Origin of the sequence: Carnobacterium divergens DSM 20623, assembly GCF_000744255.1 — a bacterium.
GTDB classification, from domain to species: domain Bacteria; phylum Bacillota; class Bacilli; order Lactobacillales; family Carnobacteriaceae; genus Carnobacterium; species Carnobacterium divergens.
Genome location: NZ_JQLO01000001.1, coordinates 130,904 through 152,484, shown reverse-complemented (window position 1 = coordinate 152,484; position 21,581 = coordinate 130,904). Strand labels below are relative to the sequence as shown.

Below are 21,581 nucleotides of genomic sequence, written 5' to 3'. Positions count from 1 at the left end.
TCAAAAATTATTAAAAATCAATTGAATTATAATTAAAATTAGATTATAATAAACCTAATACTTTTATTTGACTATCATAAAAGTAAAAAGGGGGATTTTAAAATGGAGAAGTTTGGTTACACAAGAAAGCGCAAAAGAAGGAGTCGTTTTTTACTAACGATTTTAATGCTTTCTACTGGTTTTAGTACCTTTTCAGCAACTGCTTGGAGCGAAAAAGCAACACCGCCACAGCAAACAACCAATTATCAACAGTTGATGGAGGCTCACAAAAAAAGCGAAGATTCTATCCATGATCTTAGTAAAAAAGCTTTTGAAGAAAATGTAAAAGCCCAGTTAGCAAGTCGTGGTTTTGACATGAACCAATTTAATGAAAACTCTTTTGACGACAATCAAGAAATTCGATTAATCATTCAATTAAAAAAAGATGCTGCAATTGAACGTCTGGATGTCCCAACGGGGTCAAAATCTTCTGTTCAATCAATTGATCAAGCAGCTGATTCCGTTATTGAAAGTCAAACAACCATTAAAAATAAAATCGAATCATTAACCGGAAATAAAAGCGATCGTTCATTTGGTTACTTAATCAATGCTTTTTCAATCGATGCAAAATACAAAGATGTTGATGCGATTAAAGCAATGGACGGCGTAGAAGCCGTTTCTGCTGCAAAGGTTTATTCCCCAACATCCATTGATGCAAATCAATTAGCAAACGTCCAACAAGTCTGGGAACAACATCAATTAAAAGGAGAAGGCATGGTTGTTGCAATTATTGACTCTGGTGTTGATCCAACCCATAAAGACTTGCGACTATCAGATGATACAAAAGAAAAAATTTCTCTTGATGCTGGAGCCGGAAGCGTTAAAAAGCTTGGCTATGGTCAAGCCTTTACTCGAAAAGTTCCTTTTGGTCACAACTACGCTGATAACAACGAAGATATTGTCGATACAAATCCAGGTACTGGCATGCATGGGATGCACGTTGCTGGCATTGTTGCTGCAAATGGCGTCGGCGATGATCCAGCAAAAGCAGTTCTTGGGGTTGCACCAGAAGCACAGCTACTCGCAATGAAGGTTTTTCCAAATAATACTCGTGTGGCAACCGCTTTAGATGATGATGTGATTGCAGCTATCGAAGACTCCGTTAAATTAGGAGCAGACGTCTTGAATATGAGCTTAGGATCTGTTTCTGGTACCGTTGATCCTAACTCACCTGAACAATTGGTCATTAAACAAGCGGCTGAAGCAGGTGTCTTGTCGGTTATTTCGGCAGGAAATAGCAGCATGAGTACCACTGATAATACAAGTGTTGATCCACAAAATAAATTAGGAACGTTAGACACAGGAACACTAGGGTCTCCTGGCGTCACAACAGAAGCTTTAACGGTTGCTTCTGCTGAGAATACGTCTATTACAAGCGAAGGTTTACTGGTTCAATTAGTAGATGCTGATGGTACTAAGCACCCTCACAAAATGGAAACATCCACTTCTCCATCTGGTGCGATTGTTTTTTCAAATGCTACAACAGCTGATGCCAGCATCTTAAATCAGCCAACAGATTTAATTGAGGTGGGCGTCGGTGCAGAACGAGACTATCAAGACAAAGACGTAAAAAATAAAATCGTCTTAATCCAACGGGGAGCCATTGCCTTTTCTGATAAACAACGAATCGCTAAGGAACATGGTGCTAAGGCAGCTCTCATTTATAACAATACACCCGATAGTCCGCCTATTAATATGCAGCTTGATGATCCAAGCTACTTAACACTGAGCCTTACAAAAGAAGATGGGGATGCGTTAGTTGCGTTAGCAAAACAACACACTACGCAACAATTTAGCTTTGACATCAGCAGTTATCAATTCGCCAATCCAAAAACAGGAAAAATGTCTGATTTTTCATCATGGGGGCTAACACCTGATTTGGAATTCAAACCTGAAATCTCTGCTCCAGGAGGAAATATTTATTCAACAGTTAACAATAATTCCTACCAAACAAAAAGTGGAACATCAATGTCTTCTCCATTTGTTGCGGGTTCTCAAGCGCTTGTATACCAAGCCTTAAAAAAGAAAAAAACAGACTTAAGTGGCATTGAGCTCACTCGTTTTGCAAAATTATCCGTTATGAATACAGCCTTGCCAATGTTAGATAAAAACCACGATGATGTTATAATTTCACCACGCCGACAAGGCGCTGGGCAAATCAAAGTAGACAAAGCCATCGAAAACACAACCAGTTTAACAGACTCAACAGATGGCGATGGTGCGTTAGCACTAAAACAAATTGAGCAAAATACTCGTTTTTCAGTGACCTTACAAAATAACGGTTCTAAAGCTGCTACGTATCAATTCACTGATTTTGGAGGTGTTTATACAGAGGCTCAAACAAGTACCGCTGAAGTTTATGAAACAAAAATCAACGATGCTAAACTCACAACATCCAAAAATAGTGTCACTTTAAAACCCGGTGAAACACAAACGATTCAGCTTCAATTAGTCTTGCCCTCATCGTTTGCAAAACAGCAATTCGTCGAAGGGTATATTGGTTTCACAAGTGACACTCAACCAAGTTTAACAATACCCTTTGTTGGATTTTATGGTGACTACAGTTTAGCTCCTGTTATTGATGCACCGATTTATGATCAAGCATCCATTCAAGGCTTCGGTTATTTTACAGATAAAAACAATACCTTCTTAGGCTTAAAAAACAACACCATTGATCCTGAATTAGTGGCCATTTCACCAAATAAAGATGGACGCAAGGATGAAGCAAAACCAACTTTTAATTTTTTACGTAATGCTAAAAACGTCACTTACGAAATAGTCGATGCAGATAAAAAAGTTTTGCGTCGTTTAACCGAAGAAAAACAAATTCGTAAGGATACTTTTAATGCTAGAGCTGGTCGCTTCTCATCACACACTATCACAGATGCCAATTGGGATGGAACGATTTATAATGTTAAAACTGGGAACAATGAAGTTGTGCCCGACGGTCAATATCAATTAAAAGTGGTGGCTAAAGCTGATCTTGCCGAGGCAAAACCTCAAGAAATGTATTTGCCTATTAAAGTTGATACGACAAAACCTAACATTGAAAAACTTGGCTTTGATGATACTCTGACAGCTCCAAGCTTAAAGGTTAACCTAACCGATCAATTAAGTGGTGTGGATTTAAGAGCCGTAACGGTTGCCGTAAATGGAAAGATTGAAACCTATGACCTCAGCAATCAAACAGCAGGTACCGTTTCGATTCCTTTGAACGATTCGCAAAAACCAAAGGCGGGACAAAATCAAGTAGAGCTCATGATCTCAGATTACGCCGGAAATTCCACCTATCAAAATCACTATTTGCAATACGGCAAAGACGCTGGCTTCGTTTTATTCAACCTTACAGATAATCAAGTCATTACAAGTAATACAGCAAGTTTTTCAGACGCTGACCAAACGTTTACTATTCAAGGCGCTTATCCGCAAGACTTAGCAGTCAATGGGATCAAAGCCACTACGACAGATGGATTCTTTAAAGTTGCGGTTCCAATAACTAATGCAACAAAAAGCCTGATTTTTTCAAATGATCTTGAAGGAAAATCAGTGATTCAAGAAGTTCCAATTACCGTCTCAACACAAAAACCAGTATTATCCATTATCAATCCAGATCAAGAAAGTAGTACAACAAATCAAACCACGGCGACACTTACTGGTACTACAGGAAACACAACAAAAAAACTCGAACTTGAGCAGTCAAGCAATTCTGCAAAAATGGATTTAACTTCTGTAATCAAACCAGATGGTAGCTTTCAAACTACCCTGCAGCTTGTTCATGGGCAAAATTTAATTACCCTTCGTGCAACAGATGAATACGGCAACCAAACAGTGGAAAAAAGACTGCTTACCACAACTGGCTACCAACAAACAGAGCTTCTTTCACTCGAAAACATCAACGTCAATGGCATCACTTCGGTTGGTGTTGGCAATCCAAGCTACGACTCGGCAACGGGAATTTATACAATCAAAGGGCGACTACGTGAAAAAGTCGATCATTTTACAATCAACCAACAAGAGGTTGACTATGATCCAATTACATTAACCTTTAGTTTTCCAATTGAACTAAAACAAGGGAAACACAGCGTGGCTTTTTACCTTCAATCTAATCATGAAAACGATGGAAAACCGCTTATTAATGAAGGGTATTATGTCATTGTCGACACCGTTTTGCCAACCTTACAGTTAGATCAATTGACGGTTGATGAAAAGGGGGCCTACTCTGTTTACACCAATGAAAATCCGTTCCATTTAAAAGGCTTGATTTCCGATAATTTCTCCGGCTATAAATTAGTTGTCAACAATGAAAACATTCATACAGATATTAATTATGATACCTTTGATGAAAAATTCTTTGAAGGAAAACCAGCGGCTGCTTTCGATTATGAAATTCCAGTAACTGATGGAGAAAATCATTTGCAGGTTGGTTTAACGGATAGCATGGGAAATACAGCTAGCAAAGCAATCACCGTTTTCTATAAAAATGAAGTCTTGAAAACACCAACTATTACACCGAGTACTACAGCTTTAACCAATCAAGCAGTAACGTTAATTGCAACGGCTAATGACGAGGAAACCCTATTTTATAGCTACGATGGTGAACATTACGAGCCTTATACAAAAGAATTAGCGATTGCAATCAATCAAAAAGTCTTCTTTTATGCCACGGATCGTTATGGCAATAAGTCTGAAGTAGCGGTCTATGAAGTGACGACGATTCAACCTGAGATTGCTGCTAAGCCCGTTATTACAGTCTCCTCTAAAACACGTGGACTAAGCTTTACGGCTCCTGTTTTCGTTACGATTGGCTACGAAAAAGAATTGACTCAGCAACAACAGCAATTTACTCATCTTCGTTATAGCTTAGATCAAGGGCAAACTTACCACCCTTACACCGCCTCGTTTGAACAAGCAACGGCTACAGAAATTTGGGCACAAAGCTACGACGATGCTGGAAATGAAAGCGAAATTGTTAAAACAGCTATCACCTTTCCAGAACAAGAAAAACCAACAGATCCAATTGATCCTTCAAATCCTGAGCAACCGTCACTGGAAAAACCAAGTGACACTCAACAACCAGCTCCAGTAGAAAAACCAGTAGATACTGTTGGACCAGCAACACCACTTTCACCAAGCTCCACATTACCATCTGATTTAACGCCTTATCAAACAAACAAGAAAGACACTAAAGCACCCACTCTTCCACAAGCGGGTGAAAGCAACAAGAATTCTCCAATCTTGATAGGTGCCCTTTTTATCCTTGTAACGTTTGGTTATTATGTTAAAAGAAAAGTAACCGCATAAACGAAAAAGCACAAAAATCGATTTACTATCGGTTTTTGTGCTTTTATTTTGCGCTATTTAAAATTCTGATTCTTACAATGAGCTTCTAAAAATTTTTCCACAATCAGTTCTCCATCTTCAACGGAGTAATTCAATGAATTGCCCACCATTCGTAAAGCTTCTTTAAAAAGTGTTCGGATAATTAATAAACTTTCATAAAGCGTTTCTCTTGAAGTAGTATCAAAACTGCTTAGTAACTTTTTCCATTCTTTTTTTGGTAGATACCTTTGCAATAGGTGATGCTCTTTTCCTAAGCTTAAACTAAAATCCGTTTCAATTCCCACCTGCCAAGATAGCATGCGAATCAACTCACTGCGTGTCATGTTTAAATAATAAACCGCCACGAGTAATTCATCTCGATGATAGGCTTTTAACACATTTAATACTTGCCACCAAAATTCATTGCAACTTGCTTGATACAATTCTTCGCTAGGTCTTTGAACATGATAATTAGAATCATTTGGAACAGGTTTTAATGGCATTCGTTGCTCTTTATCTATTATTATTTTAGTCAAGGAATCTTCCTTTAGATAGCTAGCTAACAAAGACACAGGTCTTAATTGAATATCCATTCGTATACCGTCTGTAAAAATCACCAGAAAAATATATCCTTCCTTATCAGCAAATAATGGCTCTCCTAAACCATCAATTTCAGGCTCACATAAAATTAAAATATCACCAAATGTTGTTAACCAATTTTTTTGACTTTGATAAGGTTCAAGTTTTTCTACAAAAAAAACCAAATCATAATCTTTAAATGAGTCCTCTGGAACCATTGGATTGACACGAGATCCATTCATTGCAACTACTTTAATGTCGTCGTTTTCCATTGCAAATGCTTTGATTTGTTGTAACACTTCAGATTCTGTTCGCATTTCATTTCCTCCTACTATCAAATTAATACTTTCATTATGAACATAACAACTAGCATCTTACCTCCTAAAACTAAATTTTAAGACTAAAATAAGCCATCGATTCTTTATTAGCAGCATGTCCAAAACTAATCCTCATTCCTGGCACTGTATCTCCAAAAAATTGCCCTTCCCCCACAATGATGTTCTCGTCTAATAAATCATCCAACAGCTTATTAAATGCCTTCACATCAAGCTCGGGAAAACGAGCATATAGATGGTACCCTCCTTTTACCTCATCAAATTGAACCTTGTCTGAAAAACGCTCCGTTAACCAATCCTCAGCATACTCCGCTCGTTTGCTAAGTTCTTTCTTTAATCGGGCTTGTTGACTAACAAAATCCTTCACTAAAAAAGTATCTGCTAAAATTTGTGGCAACACACTTAAACCCGAATCAATTTGATGGCGAATGTGAGCCAGTTGAGTCACGATATTTTGCGGTGCTACCATCCATCCAATTCTTAGATGCTGACCAACGTATTTTGACAAGGAGCCTAAGTAAATCACCTGATTTTTTTGATCCATCTTTTTTAATGGCGTGACCTCATCTGTTGAAAAATTTAAACCGCCATAAACGTCATCTTCGACAATTGGAATCCGTCGTAGCTGACAAAATTCTAACAATGCTGCTTTTCGCTCAAAGCTCATAATAGAGCCTGTCGGATTTTGAAAAATAGGATTAATAAAAATCATTTTGATTGAATAGTTTAAACACGCTTCTGCTAAAGGCCCCATCATAACCCCTTCCTTATCTATTGGCAATGGAACGATTCGGACACCTGTTGCTTGAAAAAGTGGCAAGGAGTAAAAGTAGGAGGGCGCCTCAACACCAATTGTATCTCCTGGCTTTAATAAACCTTGGGCAATTAAGAAGAGCCCTTGCTGTGTACCAGAAGTAATCAGTATCTCTTCTAACGGAACCTTCATCTGATAGGTTTTTGCTAGATGACGTTGCACGGATTGTCGCAACGATAAAATTCCCAATTGGTTCGTAGTCATCTCATTTTCTTTTTGGATTAATTCTCCCCAAGAAAGTTCAGGTGTTTTTAGCGCTGGCACTAAATCAGTGGGCAAATCCCCATTCGATAAATCTAAATAAGTTTGCATTTTACCAGATTTTTTTAAAGCATCAATTTTTCGCTGATAGGGGCTTTTTTCAATGGCTGTATTAACCCCAAATAGTGGTTGCCAGTTGATAATAGGTTGCGTTTGAAGTCCCCATTTTTCAGTATTTACATAAGAACCGCTTCCTTTTTTTCGGATAATGATGCCTCTATCACTGAGTTCTTCAAATGCTCTTGTAACGGTTGAACGATTGACTTCTAGCAATTCTGCTAATTTACGTTCAGATGGAATCGGACTCCCCACAGGCAAATTTCCTATTTTGATCTGCTCTTCGATTAACAGCATAATTTTTTGATACAACGGTATTTTTTGGTTGTTGTAAGCAATTAAACTCCACATTTACATCTTCTCCCACTTGTTTTTTTATAGTATAGCACAGTTGATTAAATTGGATGGATAAAAAACAATCCAATTGGCTGTAGTGAAGCGTTAAAAAGTTCATTATGCTAAAGGAGAACGAACACTAAAGGAGGACGAGAATCAAATGAACAAACAATTAGGTACTGATTTAGTAAAACGAGGAATGGCACAAATGCAAAAGGGTGGCGTCATTATGGATGTTGTAAATGCGGAACAAGCACGAATTGCCGAAGCTGCTGGAGCGGTAGCAGTGATGGCGTTGGAACGCGTGCCTTCAGATATTCGTGCAGCTGGTGGAGTGGCTCGAATGGCAGACCCAACCATTGTCGAAGAAGTGATGAAGGCTGTTAGCATTCCTGTCATGGCTAAAGCTCGAATTGGACACATTAGCGAGGCGCGTATTTTAGAAGCGATGGGCGTTGATTATATTGACGAAAGTGAAGTGTTAACACCTGCTGATGAAGAGTTTCATTTGTTAAAATCAGACTTCACTGTGCCCTTTGTTTGTGGCTGTCGCGACTTAGGAGAAGCACTGCGTCGGATTGGCGAAGGAGCATCTATGCTTCGTACGAAGGGAGAACCAGGTACTGGAAATATTGTGGAAGCCGTCCGTCATATGCGCAAAGTCAACCAACAAATTAAAATGCTCGTGACAAAAGAAAACGATGAATTAATGACCTTTGCAAAAGAAATTGGTGCGCCTTTCGAGTTGGTTAAAGAAATCAAAGCATTAGGAAAATTACCTGTTGTTAACTTTGCCGCAGGTGGCGTTGCTACACCAGCTGACGCTGCACTAATGATGAGTTTAGGCGCAGATGGAGTGTTTGTTGGTTCAGGTATTTTTAAAGCTGAAAACCCAGCAAAATTTGCTGAAGCCATCGTTCGAGCAACGACTCATTTTGAGGATTATGAACTGCTAGCTGAATTGTCTAAAGGACTAGGCGAACCAATGAAAGGCATTGATATTTCTACATTAGATAAATCTGAGCGTATGCAAGAAAGAGGCTGGTAACATGATGAAGACTGTTGGTGTCTTAAATTTACAAGGTGCAGTGGCAGAACATCAACGAATGCTTGAAGCTTTAGGCGTCAACGTTGTTTTAGTTAAGGAAGCAGCTGACTTAAACTCCTTAGATGGCTTGATTATTCCTGGCGGTGAGTCAACTGCTATTGGACGTTTAATCAGAGACTATCAGCTTGAATCTCCGTTGATCGAATTTGCTAAGGCAGGGCATCCAATCTTAGGTACCTGTGCTGGCTTGATTTTGTGTAGCACTACGGAAAAAGAACACCCTAGTGAGGTTCGCTTAAATCTAATTGATCTTACCGTTGTTCGGAATGGTTTTGGTAGACAAGTGAACAGTTTTGAGACATCTTTATCTGTCGCATCAATTGGCGATCATATCCCTGCTATCTTTATTCGCGCACCTTATATCAAGGAAGTAGCGACTGGTGTACGTGTACTAGCAACCATTGACGATAAAATTGTCGCTGCTGAATGTAACACTATTTTAGTGACCTCCTTTCATCCTGAATTAAGTGAGGATACACGGGTCTTATCTTACTTTCTTTCTAAATAAAAAAAGCATGAATTCTTTTAAAGATAAGAATTCATGCTTTTTTATTTATACGGGTAAAGGTAAATTTCTCCTGAATCGTATTCACCCATATAGATATCGCTTAGTTGGTACTGCTTTTTCGTCAATTCTTCGTGGACCCATTGGCTGTCCTTGTGGATTAAGTCTAAGACGTCCTCGTTAATTTGACCGTCAATGATTAACGGATATTTAATGTTATCATCTCCGTATTGAATGACAGTCAACTGACCATTTTGCTCCATAATGGCTTTCTTAACTAGTTTGATTTCATAAATTCCTACTGCTCTAAGCTTAAAGGTCAAATCATTAGCTGAAATACCACAACGTAAACATTCGCCAACATCTACCTGACCATTAGCAATCAAGGTAATCGGCCTTCCATCAATCAAACGCTTAGCATATTTATTATGATTTTTAATAAACTTGATCGTAAATACAAGAATCGTCCATATAATGAGGACTAAAAAAAACTGCAAAATCGTGATATCGCCGTTATAGATTACGCCACCAATAATGCCACCTAGCACATAATTTTGCACCTGATCCATTGCAGAACTAGGAGCTAAATTGCCTTTCCCTAATAAATTGATTTGAAAAATCAAACAAATAAAACCTAGTCCTAATTTAATAATAGCTGCATAATATAAATCCAAACCAAACACTCTCCTACTGGTAAATTTTAATTTTCTTTAACAATCGTAATAGCTGGATTTACCAACTGAACATTTTGGGTATGATAGGCTGAAAAATCAGAATTAAAATCCACTTGGTAAAATTTTTGATCGATTTTAACGACCATTTCATCATTAAGTACTGTTGAATTGACTAGAATCTCATCCGCTTTTACTTTCTTTTCCTTACCTAATTGTTCGATAAATTGAACCATTTGTGCGGATTGTGAAACCGTTGATTGAGATTGGGAATAATCCGTAAATTGGATGCCAATAATAAATACCAAAATTAAAAAGAAAATAATACTTAAATCTCGGTATTTCGTTTGCACTCGATCCCGCATGTATTTAATAATCACAAAAGTTAAAAATAATAAAACAAAGAAAATGATGGTATATTTCACATAACTGTTAACGTTAGACTGACTGACTAAATAATCAAATGTATAAAACTGCATGTTTTATGAGACTCCCTTCAAAAAAATTCAATAAAACAGCACTTCTTGTTATGATTAAAGTATCATCCAACAAAAAAATAGTGCTGTTTGTATACAAAAACTATACCATGGACCAAGTCGTTTTGTCATTCATTTAGAGAGTAAAATCCTAGTTAAGATTATTTATCAAGAAGCTAGATATCCTACTTATCATACTAAAATAATGTTAACCGGCATTTTATAGTCCTATACTCAGAACAAATACACATTTTTTATATGATTCCACTCATAACGGATTCAATCTAGCCTTGCTGATTGTCAAACTCTATTTACAGAGGATACCAAAATTGAAGCTGATGCCACTAATGTTTAGTTCCTTTGACGTAAATTTTTTGAAAAATCTACTAAGACAGAATGATTAATTAATTTGTAATCAAAGTCATTAACTATCGTTTTATGAGATTTTTCAATTAATAAATGTGCTTCATATAAGACTAAAAAGCTCACTTATGTGATAATAACCATATTTTCTATATCAATTATGTTACCTTTAAATTAGTTTCAAGTGTACGTAAAAAACTAAAAGGAATGGTGTTCATTATGAAAAAAAACTTATTTATTTCTGCAATAATTCTTACCAGTCTAAGTTCAGTTATTTTACCTGCTTCATTTACAGTATCTGCAGCAACTACAACTACTACTATGGAACAATCAACTTACCAAGAAGATAGTTCTGTGGGAAACATTGAAAGTTTAAATAGCTATACAGATGCAGTTAACCAATATTTAACTGTAACCGATGGCGTTTACACACTGAACGAAAAAGCAAAAAATATTATGACAGAAAACGATTATACAGTTTTAAAAAATACCGTATATGATTTAAATAATCCAAATACGGTTAGAAGCGCACGTGCTAACTCATTTAGACTTACACTTTCTAACCAACAAGCAAAAACTCTTGTTTACAATTTAGGAAAAGCAACAGGAGCTGCTTCAATCATTGCTATTATTGCTGGTTTAGGCGGTGTGACAGCCATTATTAGTGTAGCCGTTGCTGCTGCAGGTATTACAGCTGGAGGACTTGCTAATCAAATTAATTATAGAAATAATGGAAAAGGCGTAACTCTAGATGTTAGTTTCACAGGCATTGTTGTAAAATCAAGATAAGGAGTTGATTAGTATGGATAAAATAAATACTCCACTTAAAACCATTATTGCCATAGTGATTGTATTATTATTAATGTTAGTTGTATCTAAAATAATATGGAAGCAACCATTGAATTATTCTGATATTCTCATGATTATCGCTGGTATCCTAGCCATTTTTGGAACTTGTCTTAAAACAAAAAAATAAATTTGCAAAACGCCATCTACTGATAGATGGCGTTTTTAGTTAATCTAATTACCTTCTTCAAACTTTTGATCTGTCCATATACTGCTAATCTAGCAAGTAGTATAATTAAAAATGTTAGACTTACTGTCAAAAAGAATTATTTTCGCCTATTTAAATGTAAAAAAATAGCGATATATATTTGTCACTATTTTTTCTATTATCTATTTGACGTAAACAACCGTTTTTAGCACTGTTCTATTATAAAGTAACGAATATCACCTCTAAATCTTATCAGTCTAGAATTTCGCTATGTTATAATAAAAATATCAATTCTTGGAGGTTAATATAATGTTTCAATTCAATCTTTTTTTCTTTTTTACTTTTATTTTTATGGTTATCCTTTTCATTTCCAACTATATTTACAAATTTAAACTTAAACAATTTAAAACAAAATATGATTCTCATCAATTTTCATCAGATAATAGCCCCTTATACAAAATATATCCTGTTGAAAAAAAAATCCACAAACTGATCTATTATCTGTATATTATTGGTTTAGTATTATTTGTAGCTGGATTATTTTTAGTCTTATCAAATATGGATGTGTCTATTAGTTACATGCAATTTGGGCTATTTTTATTAATCCTTTCTGCTGTTATTAACTTAGTTGTGACTATTAATTACTTCAGGATTATTAAAAAAGAGCAACTTGCTTTGCAAATATATTCATCGTCCAACAATCTTGAAAATAAGGTGCTTTTTATATTGCCTGCTAAGATTACATTCTATAAAAAAATTTCATATGTTAGTTTATTTTTTGCTCAAAGTTGTTTACTAGTATCACTCATTACAGAGTCTAGGTTAATTTAGTTATAATAAAAAAATCATAAAAAAGTGATTATTTTAACCTTTAACTTTTTTAATTTTTACTTTGCAATGTAAAATAAAGTATCTATTATAAAATTAGCAAAATCGATAAAGAATTAACTTTCAAGCATCTCGAATATGATATACTGATTAAAATGCAGATTGGAGGAACTCATAATGATTTCAAATTATATATATGTAAGTATTTGTCTTCTTTTTGTTTCATTATCTTTAATTTTCAATTATTATTATAGATCTAGTATTGAAAAAATTTTTTCTGAAAAAGTCTAATTTTAACCTAATAGAAAATAACAGTCCACTCTATAGTATTTGGCCTTATGAATTTAAAATAAATAGCTTTATGATAAAACTTTATGTTTTAGATATAATACTAATTTTTTCAGGTCTCGTTATTCTTGGTTCAAAGTCCAATAATGATAATCTTACTAATCAAATTGGCTTTTATTTTTTAGTGATTTCAATATTTATAACATTAATCTTTACAATTAACTATTTCCGTATAATTAAAAAGGAAAAAAAAGCGATTTCTACCTACAGTGTATCCAATATTTATGAAAATAAAGCTTTCATACCCATTCCACAAAATATAGTAAATTATAGAAAAATTGCGTATATATGTTTATTAATATCTCAAATTTTTCTTTTATTATCCGTTTATGGCGGTATTGATTTATAGTCCACTCTATGAGGAGTATCATTAACCGCTACACTATTTCACTTTATTATCAAAAAGATTATTTAAGATTAAGGTTAAAACATTTTTCTATGTACAAAAAAATCAGTTAGACTTAGTTTTTAACTTAGTCTAACCGATTTTTAAGTTCATTCTAAACTAACTTGAACTATTCAAAAACATTTTACACAAAATAATATTAAAATGACTGCTACTTCTGCACTCTCTCAATTTCAGGAAATAATTCTTTTTCCATAAGCGATTATTGAAATAAACGCAGCCGCAATACCTGTCCCAGCTGAATCTATTAACTCTAATGGTAGCGCGGCAATTGCGGCAGTAACAATGACTCCAGTTAATGCTATGTCTATTAATGACATGGAATTATCTTGAATTGAATTAACTACGTCCTCATAGTCACTTATTGGAATCGGAGCGACATTAAGTGGATTTACATACGTTTCTACTGTGACTTCCAACTTTTCAGTAATTGTTTGGCCATTGCGTTTGACTTTATACTCTGTTTTCACAATTACTTTAGTCCCAATTCGTCCATTTCGTGCAGCTAAACCCGTCTCAATCATCCCATTTTTTACAGTAGGTCCCAGTTTATTAATGGCACTTTCAAGGTTATCTTTCTTCACGTCATTAAAAATATCGTTGTATTTATCAAGGGTTTCTTGAATCGGATTAAGATAAGGTTTCATATCCACAACTCCGTTGGTTACTTTAAGTTTTGCTAATCCGTTTTCTGATTCAGTTATTCTGAATTTCACCAAGATCGTTTTATTTTTTTAAGGCCTCTATGTCACGACCTCTATTCACTTGATTCGCTTTAAAATTTTTCTTTCACATCATCGATAAAATCTTCTGTTTTATCTTTTGCTTCAGTAGCGAATTCTTTTACTTTTCCAACAGCTTTATCAAACATGCCTTCTGCTTGCTTTTGTTTGTCTCCTGTTGCTCCGCCTACGCGATCTTTCACTTCACCTTTGACTTGATCTAATTTACCGTTATCTTCTGTCATTGTGCATCCCTCCAATTTTTCTTTTATTATACAAAAAAAGAATAGTAATTTCCAAAGATAACCCTTTTTAGCTTTTATTAATGATTGAAATGGCATTTAAGACATTTGGAAAGCCGATATAAGGCAAACAGTGAATCATCGTTGCAAGCAGGACTTCTTTACTGTTTCCTACTTTCAAATTTCCCTTCGCATGTGCTAAAATTTGTTTTTCTTGACCGTTTGCAACCAGCATACATAAAATTAAAAGCTCTCTTGTTTGTAGTGACAACCCCGATCTCGTATAAAAGTCACCAAACCCAAATGCAGTTAAAAAGTTCGGCACTACGGTTTTCAAGTTTTCAGGCAAGTCTTGATGGGCTTGTTGAATTTCATCGCCATAAATAGGCGTTTGAATTGCTTTTCCTTTTTCAAAGCGCTCCTCTTCTGTCACTTGTTTTTGACTAGGTAGTGGAAGAGCGATTCCTTGTTCTTCAAAAACTTCATTAATAGCATTAACAGCATTCAATGTCTTCGGAAATCCGATAAAAGGAGCACACTGATAAATGGCTTCTTTTATTTCAATTGGTGTTACACCTATCCTTAATGCAGCTTCTGTATGCGCTTTTAATTGAGGAAAGGTTTGTTGGACAGCTAGTAAAACGACCGTAACAAGCTCTCTTAATGAATCTTCCAGATCGCCAACGTAAAAAACTTCACCAAAAATAAATTTTTGCAAAATCTCCATTAACTCGGGATCTTTTGAATCAATTGTTGGAAATTCGCCAAATAGTTCGTTAAATTTTTCCCGACTTAGTTGAGTTCTGTCCATATGCTCTCCTTCTTTCTAAAAGTTGTGATTGATTGCTTCAATAAAGGTAAACTTTTGGTTTTCATATTCAAATTTTAAAATACATCCATTATCAAAACGAATAGCCTCACGTTTCGATAAATCTTCCCATTTTTTTAAGAACATAAAACAAGCGCCACCATGACTCACCGCTAAGACGTTTTCGTGATTCTCTTGCTCCATCAGTTCAAGTAATGTTGTATTCATCCGATTTTGTACGTCTTTATCCGATTCACCATTAAATCGAACAAAAAAATCCCCATACGTTTCTTCTTCTGGTGTTAGCGGAGGATTTAAATCTTCACTTTCTCCTTCAAATGTACCAAAATCCCATTCTTTCAGACCTTTCAATCGAGTATAAGGCAATTGAGTCATTAATTCTAGCGTATCACTTGCCCGTTCTTGAGTTGATGAATAGGCGTGAGTCAGTTTAATTTGGTTGTCTTTAAAATAAGTTCCGGCGGTTATTGCTTGTTGTTTTCCTTTTTCAGTTAAAGGAGAATCGCTTGCCCCTTGGATTTTGCGTCGAGCGTTGAATAATGTTTGCCCATGCCTCATTAAATACAATGTTTTTTTCATAAATTCACTCCCATTTTTTGACGATCTCTTTGACTAATTCGATCTTTTGTTAAATTTATTTTGTAGTCGAGATAATCTAAGGTTTTTTGTTGTTTTGTCATTTTTTCAAGGATGATTGCTTGTTGCTTGGCAAGAATTTCTTCCCGTTGCTCTAAGGTTTCTTCTCCTTCACGATATAAATCAAAGTAATGTTTAATTGCTTCAAGAGTTAAACCAGCTTCTTTCATACAAATAATAAAATCGATATGATCCAAATCTTCTTGTTGGTAATTGCGAATGCCGTTTTCTCTTTTGATTGGTTCAATTAGGTCAATTTTTTCGTAATATCTTAAGGTATCAATACTGATGTTAAATTTTTTACTGACTTCATTTATTTTCATGTATCTTCCTCCTTTTTTTATAGTTTAACACTTGGAGTTGACTCTAGGTCAAGTAGTTTTATAGTATCTTATTTTTTTATGTTTAAATTGCTACTTTAGGTGAAGAATTATAACAAATAATACTTACTAAAAATTATTTTAAAACCGTTAATGTCAATTTAGATGAATTATTGACGAATAAATTCTTTTCATAATAAAGTAAAAATTAACTATTTGCTTGATATAGTACTTTATAGCAAAATTTTGTACAATCCAGATAAATGGAACTATGTGGAGTTTTATTTTTATGAAACTACTCCTTCAGTAAAGAGTAAATTTAACGCTGTTTATGAAGTTCTGTATCTATCTCTATAGGATAAGCTGTTTAATTTCTTTGAATCCATCAAAAAAAGCATTCTTTCCTTTTGTTTTATGGTAAAATGATGAGAGTATAATTAAAAAGAGGTGTAGTCTTATCAAAAAAACAAGTATTCCAACAAATTACGAATCAATCTTAAATGTGTACGACACACAAACCGCAATTGGATTTATCAAACGCTGCTTTGAAGAAGCGTTAACAGGTAGTCTAAAGTTAAAACGTGTTTCAGCTCCACTTTTTGTTCATCAACAATCTGGGCTAAATGATAATCTAAGTGGGGTTGAGCGCCCTGTTCAATTTGATGTGCCATCACTCAATGATAATGGCGAAGTGGTCCACTCGCTAGCAAAATGGAAACGTATGGCTTTAAAGCAATACGATTTCCATACTGGAAATGGGTTATATGCAGATATGAATGCGATTCGTCGCGACGAAGTCTTAGACAACTTACACTCGATTTATGTAGATCAATGGGATTGGGAACGAGTTATCTCAAGAGAACAACGAACCCTTGATTATTTAAAAGAAGTCGTACAAAGTCTTGTGAATGCCATGGCAGAAACTGCCAGTCGTTTGCATACCAAGTATCCAAGTGTTACGGTTCCAATTCAAACAGAAATTTCGTTTATTACAAGCCAGGAATTGGCTGATCTTTATCCTGAACTCGATTCAAAAGAGCGAGAGCATGCATACGTAAAGGCGCATCCGACAACCTTTGTCATGCAAATTGGTGACACATTAAAAAATGGCAAACCTCATGATCACCGCGCTCCTGATTACGACGACTGGTCTCTCAATGGTGATTTGTTCGTTTGGCATGAACCGTTGCAATGTGCAATGGAGCTTTCTAGCATGGGAATTCGAGTGGACGATCAATCTCTTTTGGAACAACTTGAAAAAGCGAATGCAACAGATCGATTGGCTTTTGATTTTCATAAACAAGTAGCAAACAATGCCTTGCCATTAACGATTGGTGGTGGAATTGGTCAAAGTCGAATGTGCATGTTTTTACTAGGAAAAGCTCATATTGGCGAAGTTCAAGTTTCTTTATGGGATGATGAGACCATTGAAGCTTGTGATGGAAAGATTTTTTTACTGTAAGATTTTTTAACTATTTTATTGGATATATTAAATGTTTAAGTCAAAACCCCAACAAGAAAATGATTCTTGTTGGGGTTTTAACTTAAACTCTTTTTAACAAACTAACTCAACGGCTAACGTCATGGCGTTTTAATTTCCTAATCGCAACAATCTATTTAATTGATTTTAGTCACTGTTAAATCTTTGAAAAAAGCTTCGGTTCCTATATCTACAAAAAGTCCAATTGCCCCTTTAGCACCGCCACCATGTTTCATATTTTCAACGACTAATACCGGCTCTTTCTCACCGTTTAAATAGAATTCTCCTCTAGGGCCATCCACCACTGCTTTTAAAGAAATCCACTCATCCAGACCAATATCAGCTGGGCCTTCAAATTCTGTTATTCCTAAATTTCTAAAATAGTCAAACGTATACGTAGGATATGAAAAATATTGTACCCCACGATTTTTTCTGACTGGGTCTGCAATTCGGCCATTAGTAGGTCGCACGTAAAAAGATTCAAATGCTGTATCCTCTTCATTAATTCGAAATGCAATTCCAATAAAACCACGAGCAAAATCAGGTGCATCTGGTAGTAAACGGCTCAACATTTTGACTTCAATCACTCCATTTTGAAAAGACAAATCTACTAATTTTACATACGTATTTTCATCAAATTCCATCAACTTGTCTTTTTTCACCACTCTTAAAACGGATTCATCATCAAGTTTTACCCATTCTGCACTTGTATGAACAGCTTTTATTTTTGTAGCCTCATTCATCACACTAACATCCTCCTTAATTGCTCTAATTATTAGAATATACTATCTAAAGTATAGCGAACATTTAAAGATCTGTTAAGTAGGTACAAATTTGTAACTATCTTCTTAAATCCTGTTCTTTGTAGAATTGCCCCCATTTTCGCATAGCTTCAATGACAGGCAACAAGCTTTCTCCTAAAGGAGTTAATTGATATTCAATGTGAGGAGGAACTTTCTCAAAATCAATCCGTTCCACCAATCCATCTTCAATCATCGAAGTCAGACTTGCTGTTAATACTTTTTGAGACACACCTGCCAATGATCGGTGCAGTTCTGAGTTTCTTTTTGGTCCAGTAATCAAATCACGAATAATGAGCGTTTTCCACTTGCTTCCAATTAATTGAACAGTCGTTGCCACATCACAAAGCGGCATTTCTTCTTTTTTTATCATAAAAATCAACTCCTTGAAATTCTCTCTTTTAATTATATAGAACTTTCCAATTAATTCAATTTCCTATAAACAAAAACACTGACACGGTTCCCCCCTTGACATTAAACCAAGGTTCAATGTTATGATTCATTTAAGGAGGAGATCGTCAGATGCAACGAATTAAAGCTTTTTCAGATAAATTAGCAATTCCAGCTTCTTCCATTCGATATTATGAAAAAAAAGGATTGCTTGAAACAAAAAGAACTGAAAATAAATACCGCGTGTATGATGGAGAGGATGAACAACGCTTAAAGCTGATTTTAGTTATGAAATATTCAGGTTTTTCCATTAAAGAGATAAAAGAATTGCTATCCTTTAGTAATACACCTGATGAAGAGGACTGCATTAAACGAACGAATGATTTATTGTTAACTAAACGAGAAGAACTACTAGTAAAAATAGCAAATTATCAAAAGATTATTGATTTACTTGATTTAATGAGACCCCTTGCAATCGCTGAGGTAACAGAGGAAACAACTAAAACTCTAAATGATCTTGTGAACTTAATTTTTGACAATAATCTTGAGGAGGAATAATATGCGAACAACGATTATCACAGGACATCCCTATTCAAAAAGTTTTAATCACGCACTTGTAGAAAAAATTACAGCAGAAACAAATGCTACCGTAATCAATTTAATTGAGGATCGTTTCAATCCTGTTATGGAACTTGAGGACTTAGCAGGCTTTTCAAAAGGGATGTCACACGACCCTCTTGTTGAAAAGTATCAAGAACTATTATTGCAAACAGATCAGCTCATTATTGTTACACCTATTTGGTGGTACGGTCTGCCAGCAATTTACAAAGGATTTCTCGATAAGGTCATGTTAAAAGGATTTGCTTATACTGAAACTAAAGGGCGTTTAGTAGGAAAGCTAACAACGATTCAAGAAGTTCTTCTCGTTACCACTTCAGAAGCACCTAAATGGTATATTCGTTATTTTGCTGGAAATCCTATTAAAGGACTTAAAAATAGAGTATTTAAAGATATGGGCCTAAAAAAAGTAACTTGGATTCATCAGGGAAACATTGCAACAACTACCACAAAAAAAAGAAAAGCTTTCATTCAAAAAGTTGTGACTCGTGCACGTTTAAACTAATTCATTACTCAACACCAAAACATGATGCCAAACCAATGATAAATGAACCTGTATGTTACTATTAGAGTTCTTTATCATTGGTTTTTACTCGTTCTTTCAATAAATTACAAGCAGGTTGTTCCTAAGTGTATTTTAATAAAGCGTTGACCTAAAGAATGAAAAGGCTTACAATTTATATTGGAATGTAAAAAAAAGAAATGGGGAATATTACTATGAGTAACGATAACGTCGTACTAGCAAGAAATACGAAGCAAGCACCACAAAATCCTTTCTATTCACAAACAGTCGCTTTTTCTCATTACAATCATCTTTCCGCTCAATTGCCAATTGATCCACTATCTGGTAAGCTGCTATCTGGATCTGTAACGGAACAAGCTGAACAATGCTTGAAAAATATTAAAGCGATTTTAACTAGTATCGATCATGTGATGAATGATATTGTTCGACTAACTATTTTCGTTAAAACTATCAAAGAGATTGAAGCCGTAGAAAAAGTTTATCAAACCTTCTTTTCAGGCTATTTCCCTTCAAAAACAGTTGTTGCAGTGGATGCTTTACCGATGAACGCTTTGGTACAAATTGAAGCTCTTGTTTCAAATGGCGAAGGAACAATTCCAAAAGCCCCACAAGCAGGCGACTTAATCAAGCTGACAAATAATACACCTCTTGCGCCAATCGACCAATTTTCAACACAAACTGTCGCTTTTTCGCATTACAACAATCTTTCCGCTCAGTTACCTATCGATCCAAAATCTGGTCGCTTAGTAGTGGGTGGTATTAAAGAGCAAACTAGACAGTGTTTGAAGAATATTAAAACGATTTTAGAAAGTATTGATGTTCCTTTTGATGATATTGTTAAAACAACTCTTTTTCTTAAAAACCCTTCAGACATTGACGCTGTAAATGAAGTTTACGCAACCTTCTTCCCAGATTCTGCTATTGCACGAACTGTGGCTTATGTTTCGGCTCGAACAACCGTTGCTGTTTCTGATTTACCAATGAATGCTTTAATTCAAATTGAAGCAGTTGTCTCCCACGGAGATGGCACACCGCCACAAGCAATTGAGGACAGACACGGTCTTATTCTTGAAGCAAACAATACTAAAAACGCACCAATTGATGCTTTAGCGACACAATCGATAGCCTTTTCTCATTATAATCATCTTTCAGCTCAATTGCCTATCGATGCAAAAACAGGTAAATTCGTCGCTGGTGGCGTAAAAGAACAGACGCAACAATGCCTTGAAAATATTAAGACAATTATTGAACATGTTGACCACGTGATGGAGGATGTTGTGAAGGTAAACCTTTATTTAAAAGACATCACCGATCTTGATGCTGTCGATGAAGTATACGCAACCTTCTTTCCTTCAGGAACACCTGCAAGAAGAACCGTTGGCGTATCCAATTTACCTCAAGATGCATTAATTCAAATTGATGTTGTCTTAGGAAATGCCGAAGGAACACCTCCCATTCTAGCGTAAAAAAATACTTGATGAAAAGCGGTAATGATGCTTTTTATCAAGTATTTTTAATTCCTGTTCCTTTTTATAACCTATTAAATCTTTTTACATAAACGTTTGCACATCAACTAATGTAT

General features: G+C 35.3%; 22 protein-coding genes. 11 read left to right on the top strand and 11 right to left on the bottom strand.

Annotation, left to right across the window (positions count from 1 at the left end; all coding sequences use genetic code 11):
- Positions 1 to 102: 102 nt before the first annotated feature.
- Positions 103 to 5,340 (top strand): S8 family serine peptidase, encoded by a 5,238-nt coding sequence (locus tag BR52_RS00755; RefSeq protein WP_051915581.1) that lies wholly within the window; start codon positions 103 to 105, stop codon positions 5,338 to 5,340.
- A 53-nt stretch (positions 5,341 to 5,393) separates the two neighbouring features.
- On the opposite strand, the gene BR52_RS00750 is transcribed toward BR52_RS00755, so the two are convergent.
- Both BR52_RS00750 and BR52_RS00745 read right to left on the bottom strand, forming a co-directional pair.
- Complete coding sequence (locus BR52_RS00750) at positions 5,394 to 6,254, bottom strand: aminoglycoside 6-adenylyltransferase (protein WP_051915580.1); 861 nt, start codon at positions 6,252 to 6,254, stop codon at positions 5,394 to 5,396.
- Between the two features lie 70 nt (positions 6,255 to 6,324).
- On the bottom strand, positions 6,325 to 7,755 hold the full coding sequence (locus BR52_RS00745; RefSeq protein ID WP_034568319.1) for an aminotransferase-like domain-containing protein: 1,431 nt from the start codon (positions 7,753 to 7,755) through the stop codon (positions 6,325 to 6,327).
- 145 nt (positions 7,756 to 7,900) lie between these two features.
- Here BR52_RS00745 and pdxS point away from each other — a divergent pair, with 145 nt between their 5' ends.
- Positions 7,901 to 8,788 carry a pyridoxal 5'-phosphate synthase lyase subunit PdxS gene (pdxS, locus tag BR52_RS00740; protein ID WP_034568317.1) on the top strand — a complete coding sequence of 296 codons (888 nt, stop codon included), beginning with the start codon at positions 7,901 to 7,903 and terminating at the stop codon, positions 8,786 to 8,788.
- 1 nt (position 8,789) lies between these two features.
- On the top strand, positions 8,790 to 9,356 hold the full coding sequence (gene pdxT, locus BR52_RS00735; protein ID WP_236707152.1) for a pyridoxal 5'-phosphate synthase glutaminase subunit PdxT: 567 nt from the start codon (positions 8,790 to 8,792) through the stop codon (positions 9,354 to 9,356).
- 41 nt (positions 9,357 to 9,397) lie between these two features.
- On the opposite strand, the gene BR52_RS00730 is transcribed toward pdxT, so the two are convergent.
- Both BR52_RS00730 and BR52_RS00725 read right to left on the bottom strand, forming a co-directional pair.
- Positions 9,398 to 10,027, bottom strand: coding sequence for a DUF421 domain-containing protein (locus BR52_RS00730; protein ID WP_034568316.1), 630 nt, complete (start codon positions 10,025 to 10,027; stop codon positions 9,398 to 9,400).
- Positions 10,028 to 10,053: 26 nt separating this feature from the next.
- Complete coding sequence (locus BR52_RS00725; RefSeq protein WP_034568314.1) at positions 10,054 to 10,503, bottom strand: DUF3290 domain-containing protein; 450 nt, start codon at positions 10,501 to 10,503, stop codon at positions 10,054 to 10,056.
- Positions 10,504 to 11,082: 579 nt separating this feature from the next.
- Between BR52_RS00725 and BR52_RS00720 the strand changes: the two genes are divergently transcribed.
- From BR52_RS00720 to BR52_RS00715, 3 genes are all read left to right on the top strand, one after another.
- A complete protein-coding gene (locus BR52_RS00720; protein WP_034568312.1) occupies positions 11,083 to 11,652 on the top strand; it encodes a hypothetical protein in 570 nt (189 codons plus the stop codon).
- Positions 11,653 to 11,665: 13 nt separating this feature from the next.
- The gene (locus BR52_RS12825; protein WP_156099048.1) at positions 11,666 to 11,839 is read left to right on the top strand and encodes a hypothetical protein; all 174 of its coding nucleotides are present in this window, start codon (positions 11,666 to 11,668) and stop codon (positions 11,837 to 11,839) included.
- 327 nt (positions 11,840 to 12,166) lie between these two features.
- A complete protein-coding gene (locus tag BR52_RS00715) occupies positions 12,167 to 12,688 on the top strand; it encodes a hypothetical protein (protein ID WP_034568310.1) in 522 nt (173 codons plus the stop codon).
- 924 nt (positions 12,689 to 13,612) lie between these two features.
- Here the strand turns inward: BR52_RS00715 and BR52_RS00710 are convergent.
- The 5 genes from BR52_RS00710 to BR52_RS00690 all read right to left on the bottom strand — a co-directional run bounded on the left by BR52_RS00710 (position 13,613) and on the right by BR52_RS00690 (position 16,191).
- A complete protein-coding gene (locus BR52_RS00710; protein ID WP_147291896.1) occupies positions 13,613 to 14,086 on the bottom strand; it encodes a hypothetical protein in 474 nt (157 codons plus the stop codon).
- 128 nt (positions 14,087 to 14,214) lie between these two features.
- Positions 14,215 to 14,406, bottom strand: coding sequence for a CsbD family protein (locus tag BR52_RS00705; protein ID WP_034568306.1), 192 nt, complete (start codon positions 14,404 to 14,406; stop codon positions 14,215 to 14,217).
- A 67-nt stretch (positions 14,407 to 14,473) separates the two neighbouring features.
- On the bottom strand, positions 14,474 to 15,214 hold the full coding sequence (locus BR52_RS00700; RefSeq protein ID WP_034568305.1) for a carboxymuconolactone decarboxylase family protein: 741 nt from the start codon (positions 15,212 to 15,214) through the stop codon (positions 14,474 to 14,476).
- 15 nt (positions 15,215 to 15,229) lie between these two features.
- Complete coding sequence (locus tag BR52_RS00695; protein ID WP_034568302.1) at positions 15,230 to 15,811, bottom strand: histidine phosphatase family protein; 582 nt, start codon at positions 15,809 to 15,811, stop codon at positions 15,230 to 15,232.
- Positions 15,808 to 16,191 (bottom strand): MerR family transcriptional regulator, encoded by a 384-nt coding sequence (locus tag BR52_RS00690; protein WP_034568301.1) that lies wholly within the window; start codon positions 16,189 to 16,191, stop codon positions 15,808 to 15,810. The genes BR52_RS00695 and BR52_RS00690 overlap by 4 nt, the downstream gene beginning before the upstream one ends.
- Positions 16,192 to 16,404: 213 nt before the next feature.
- Between BR52_RS00690 and BR52_RS13165 the strand changes: the two genes are divergently transcribed.
- Positions 16,405 to 16,545 carry a DUF4865 family protein gene (locus BR52_RS13165; RefSeq protein ID WP_167753648.1) on the top strand — a complete coding sequence of 47 codons (141 nt, stop codon included), beginning with the start codon at positions 16,405 to 16,407 and terminating at the stop codon, positions 16,543 to 16,545.
- Positions 16,546 to 16,645: 100 nt separating this feature from the next.
- A complete protein-coding gene (asnA, locus tag BR52_RS00685; RefSeq protein WP_034568299.1) occupies positions 16,646 to 17,650 on the top strand; it encodes an aspartate--ammonia ligase in 1,005 nt (334 codons plus the stop codon).
- Positions 17,651 to 17,805: 155 nt separating this feature from the next.
- On the opposite strand, the gene BR52_RS00680 is transcribed toward asnA, so the two are convergent.
- Positions 17,806 to 18,411 (bottom strand): hypothetical protein, encoded by a 606-nt coding sequence (locus BR52_RS00680; protein ID WP_034573326.1) that lies wholly within the window; start codon positions 18,409 to 18,411, stop codon positions 17,806 to 17,808.
- 97 nt (positions 18,412 to 18,508) lie between these two features.
- A complete protein-coding gene (locus BR52_RS00675) occupies positions 18,509 to 18,841 on the bottom strand; it encodes a winged helix-turn-helix transcriptional regulator (RefSeq protein WP_034568298.1) in 333 nt (110 codons plus the stop codon).
- 149 nt (positions 18,842 to 18,990) lie between these two features.
- On the opposite strand from BR52_RS00675, the gene BR52_RS12665 reads away from it, so the two are divergent.
- The 3 genes from BR52_RS12665 (at position 18,991) to BR52_RS00660 (ending at position 21,465) form a co-directional block, all read left to right on the top strand.
- A complete protein-coding gene (locus BR52_RS12665; RefSeq protein WP_081890672.1) occupies positions 18,991 to 19,416 on the top strand; it encodes a MerR family transcriptional regulator in 426 nt (141 codons plus the stop codon).
- 1 nt (position 19,417) lies between these two features.
- A complete protein-coding gene (locus BR52_RS00665) occupies positions 19,418 to 19,981 on the top strand; it encodes an NAD(P)H-dependent oxidoreductase (protein WP_034568297.1) in 564 nt (187 codons plus the stop codon).
- Positions 19,982 to 20,193: 212 nt separating this feature from the next.
- Positions 20,194 to 21,465, top strand: coding sequence for a RidA family protein (locus BR52_RS00660; RefSeq protein ID WP_034568296.1), 1,272 nt, complete (start codon positions 20,194 to 20,196; stop codon positions 21,463 to 21,465).
- Positions 21,466 to 21,581: the final 116 nt, after the last annotated feature.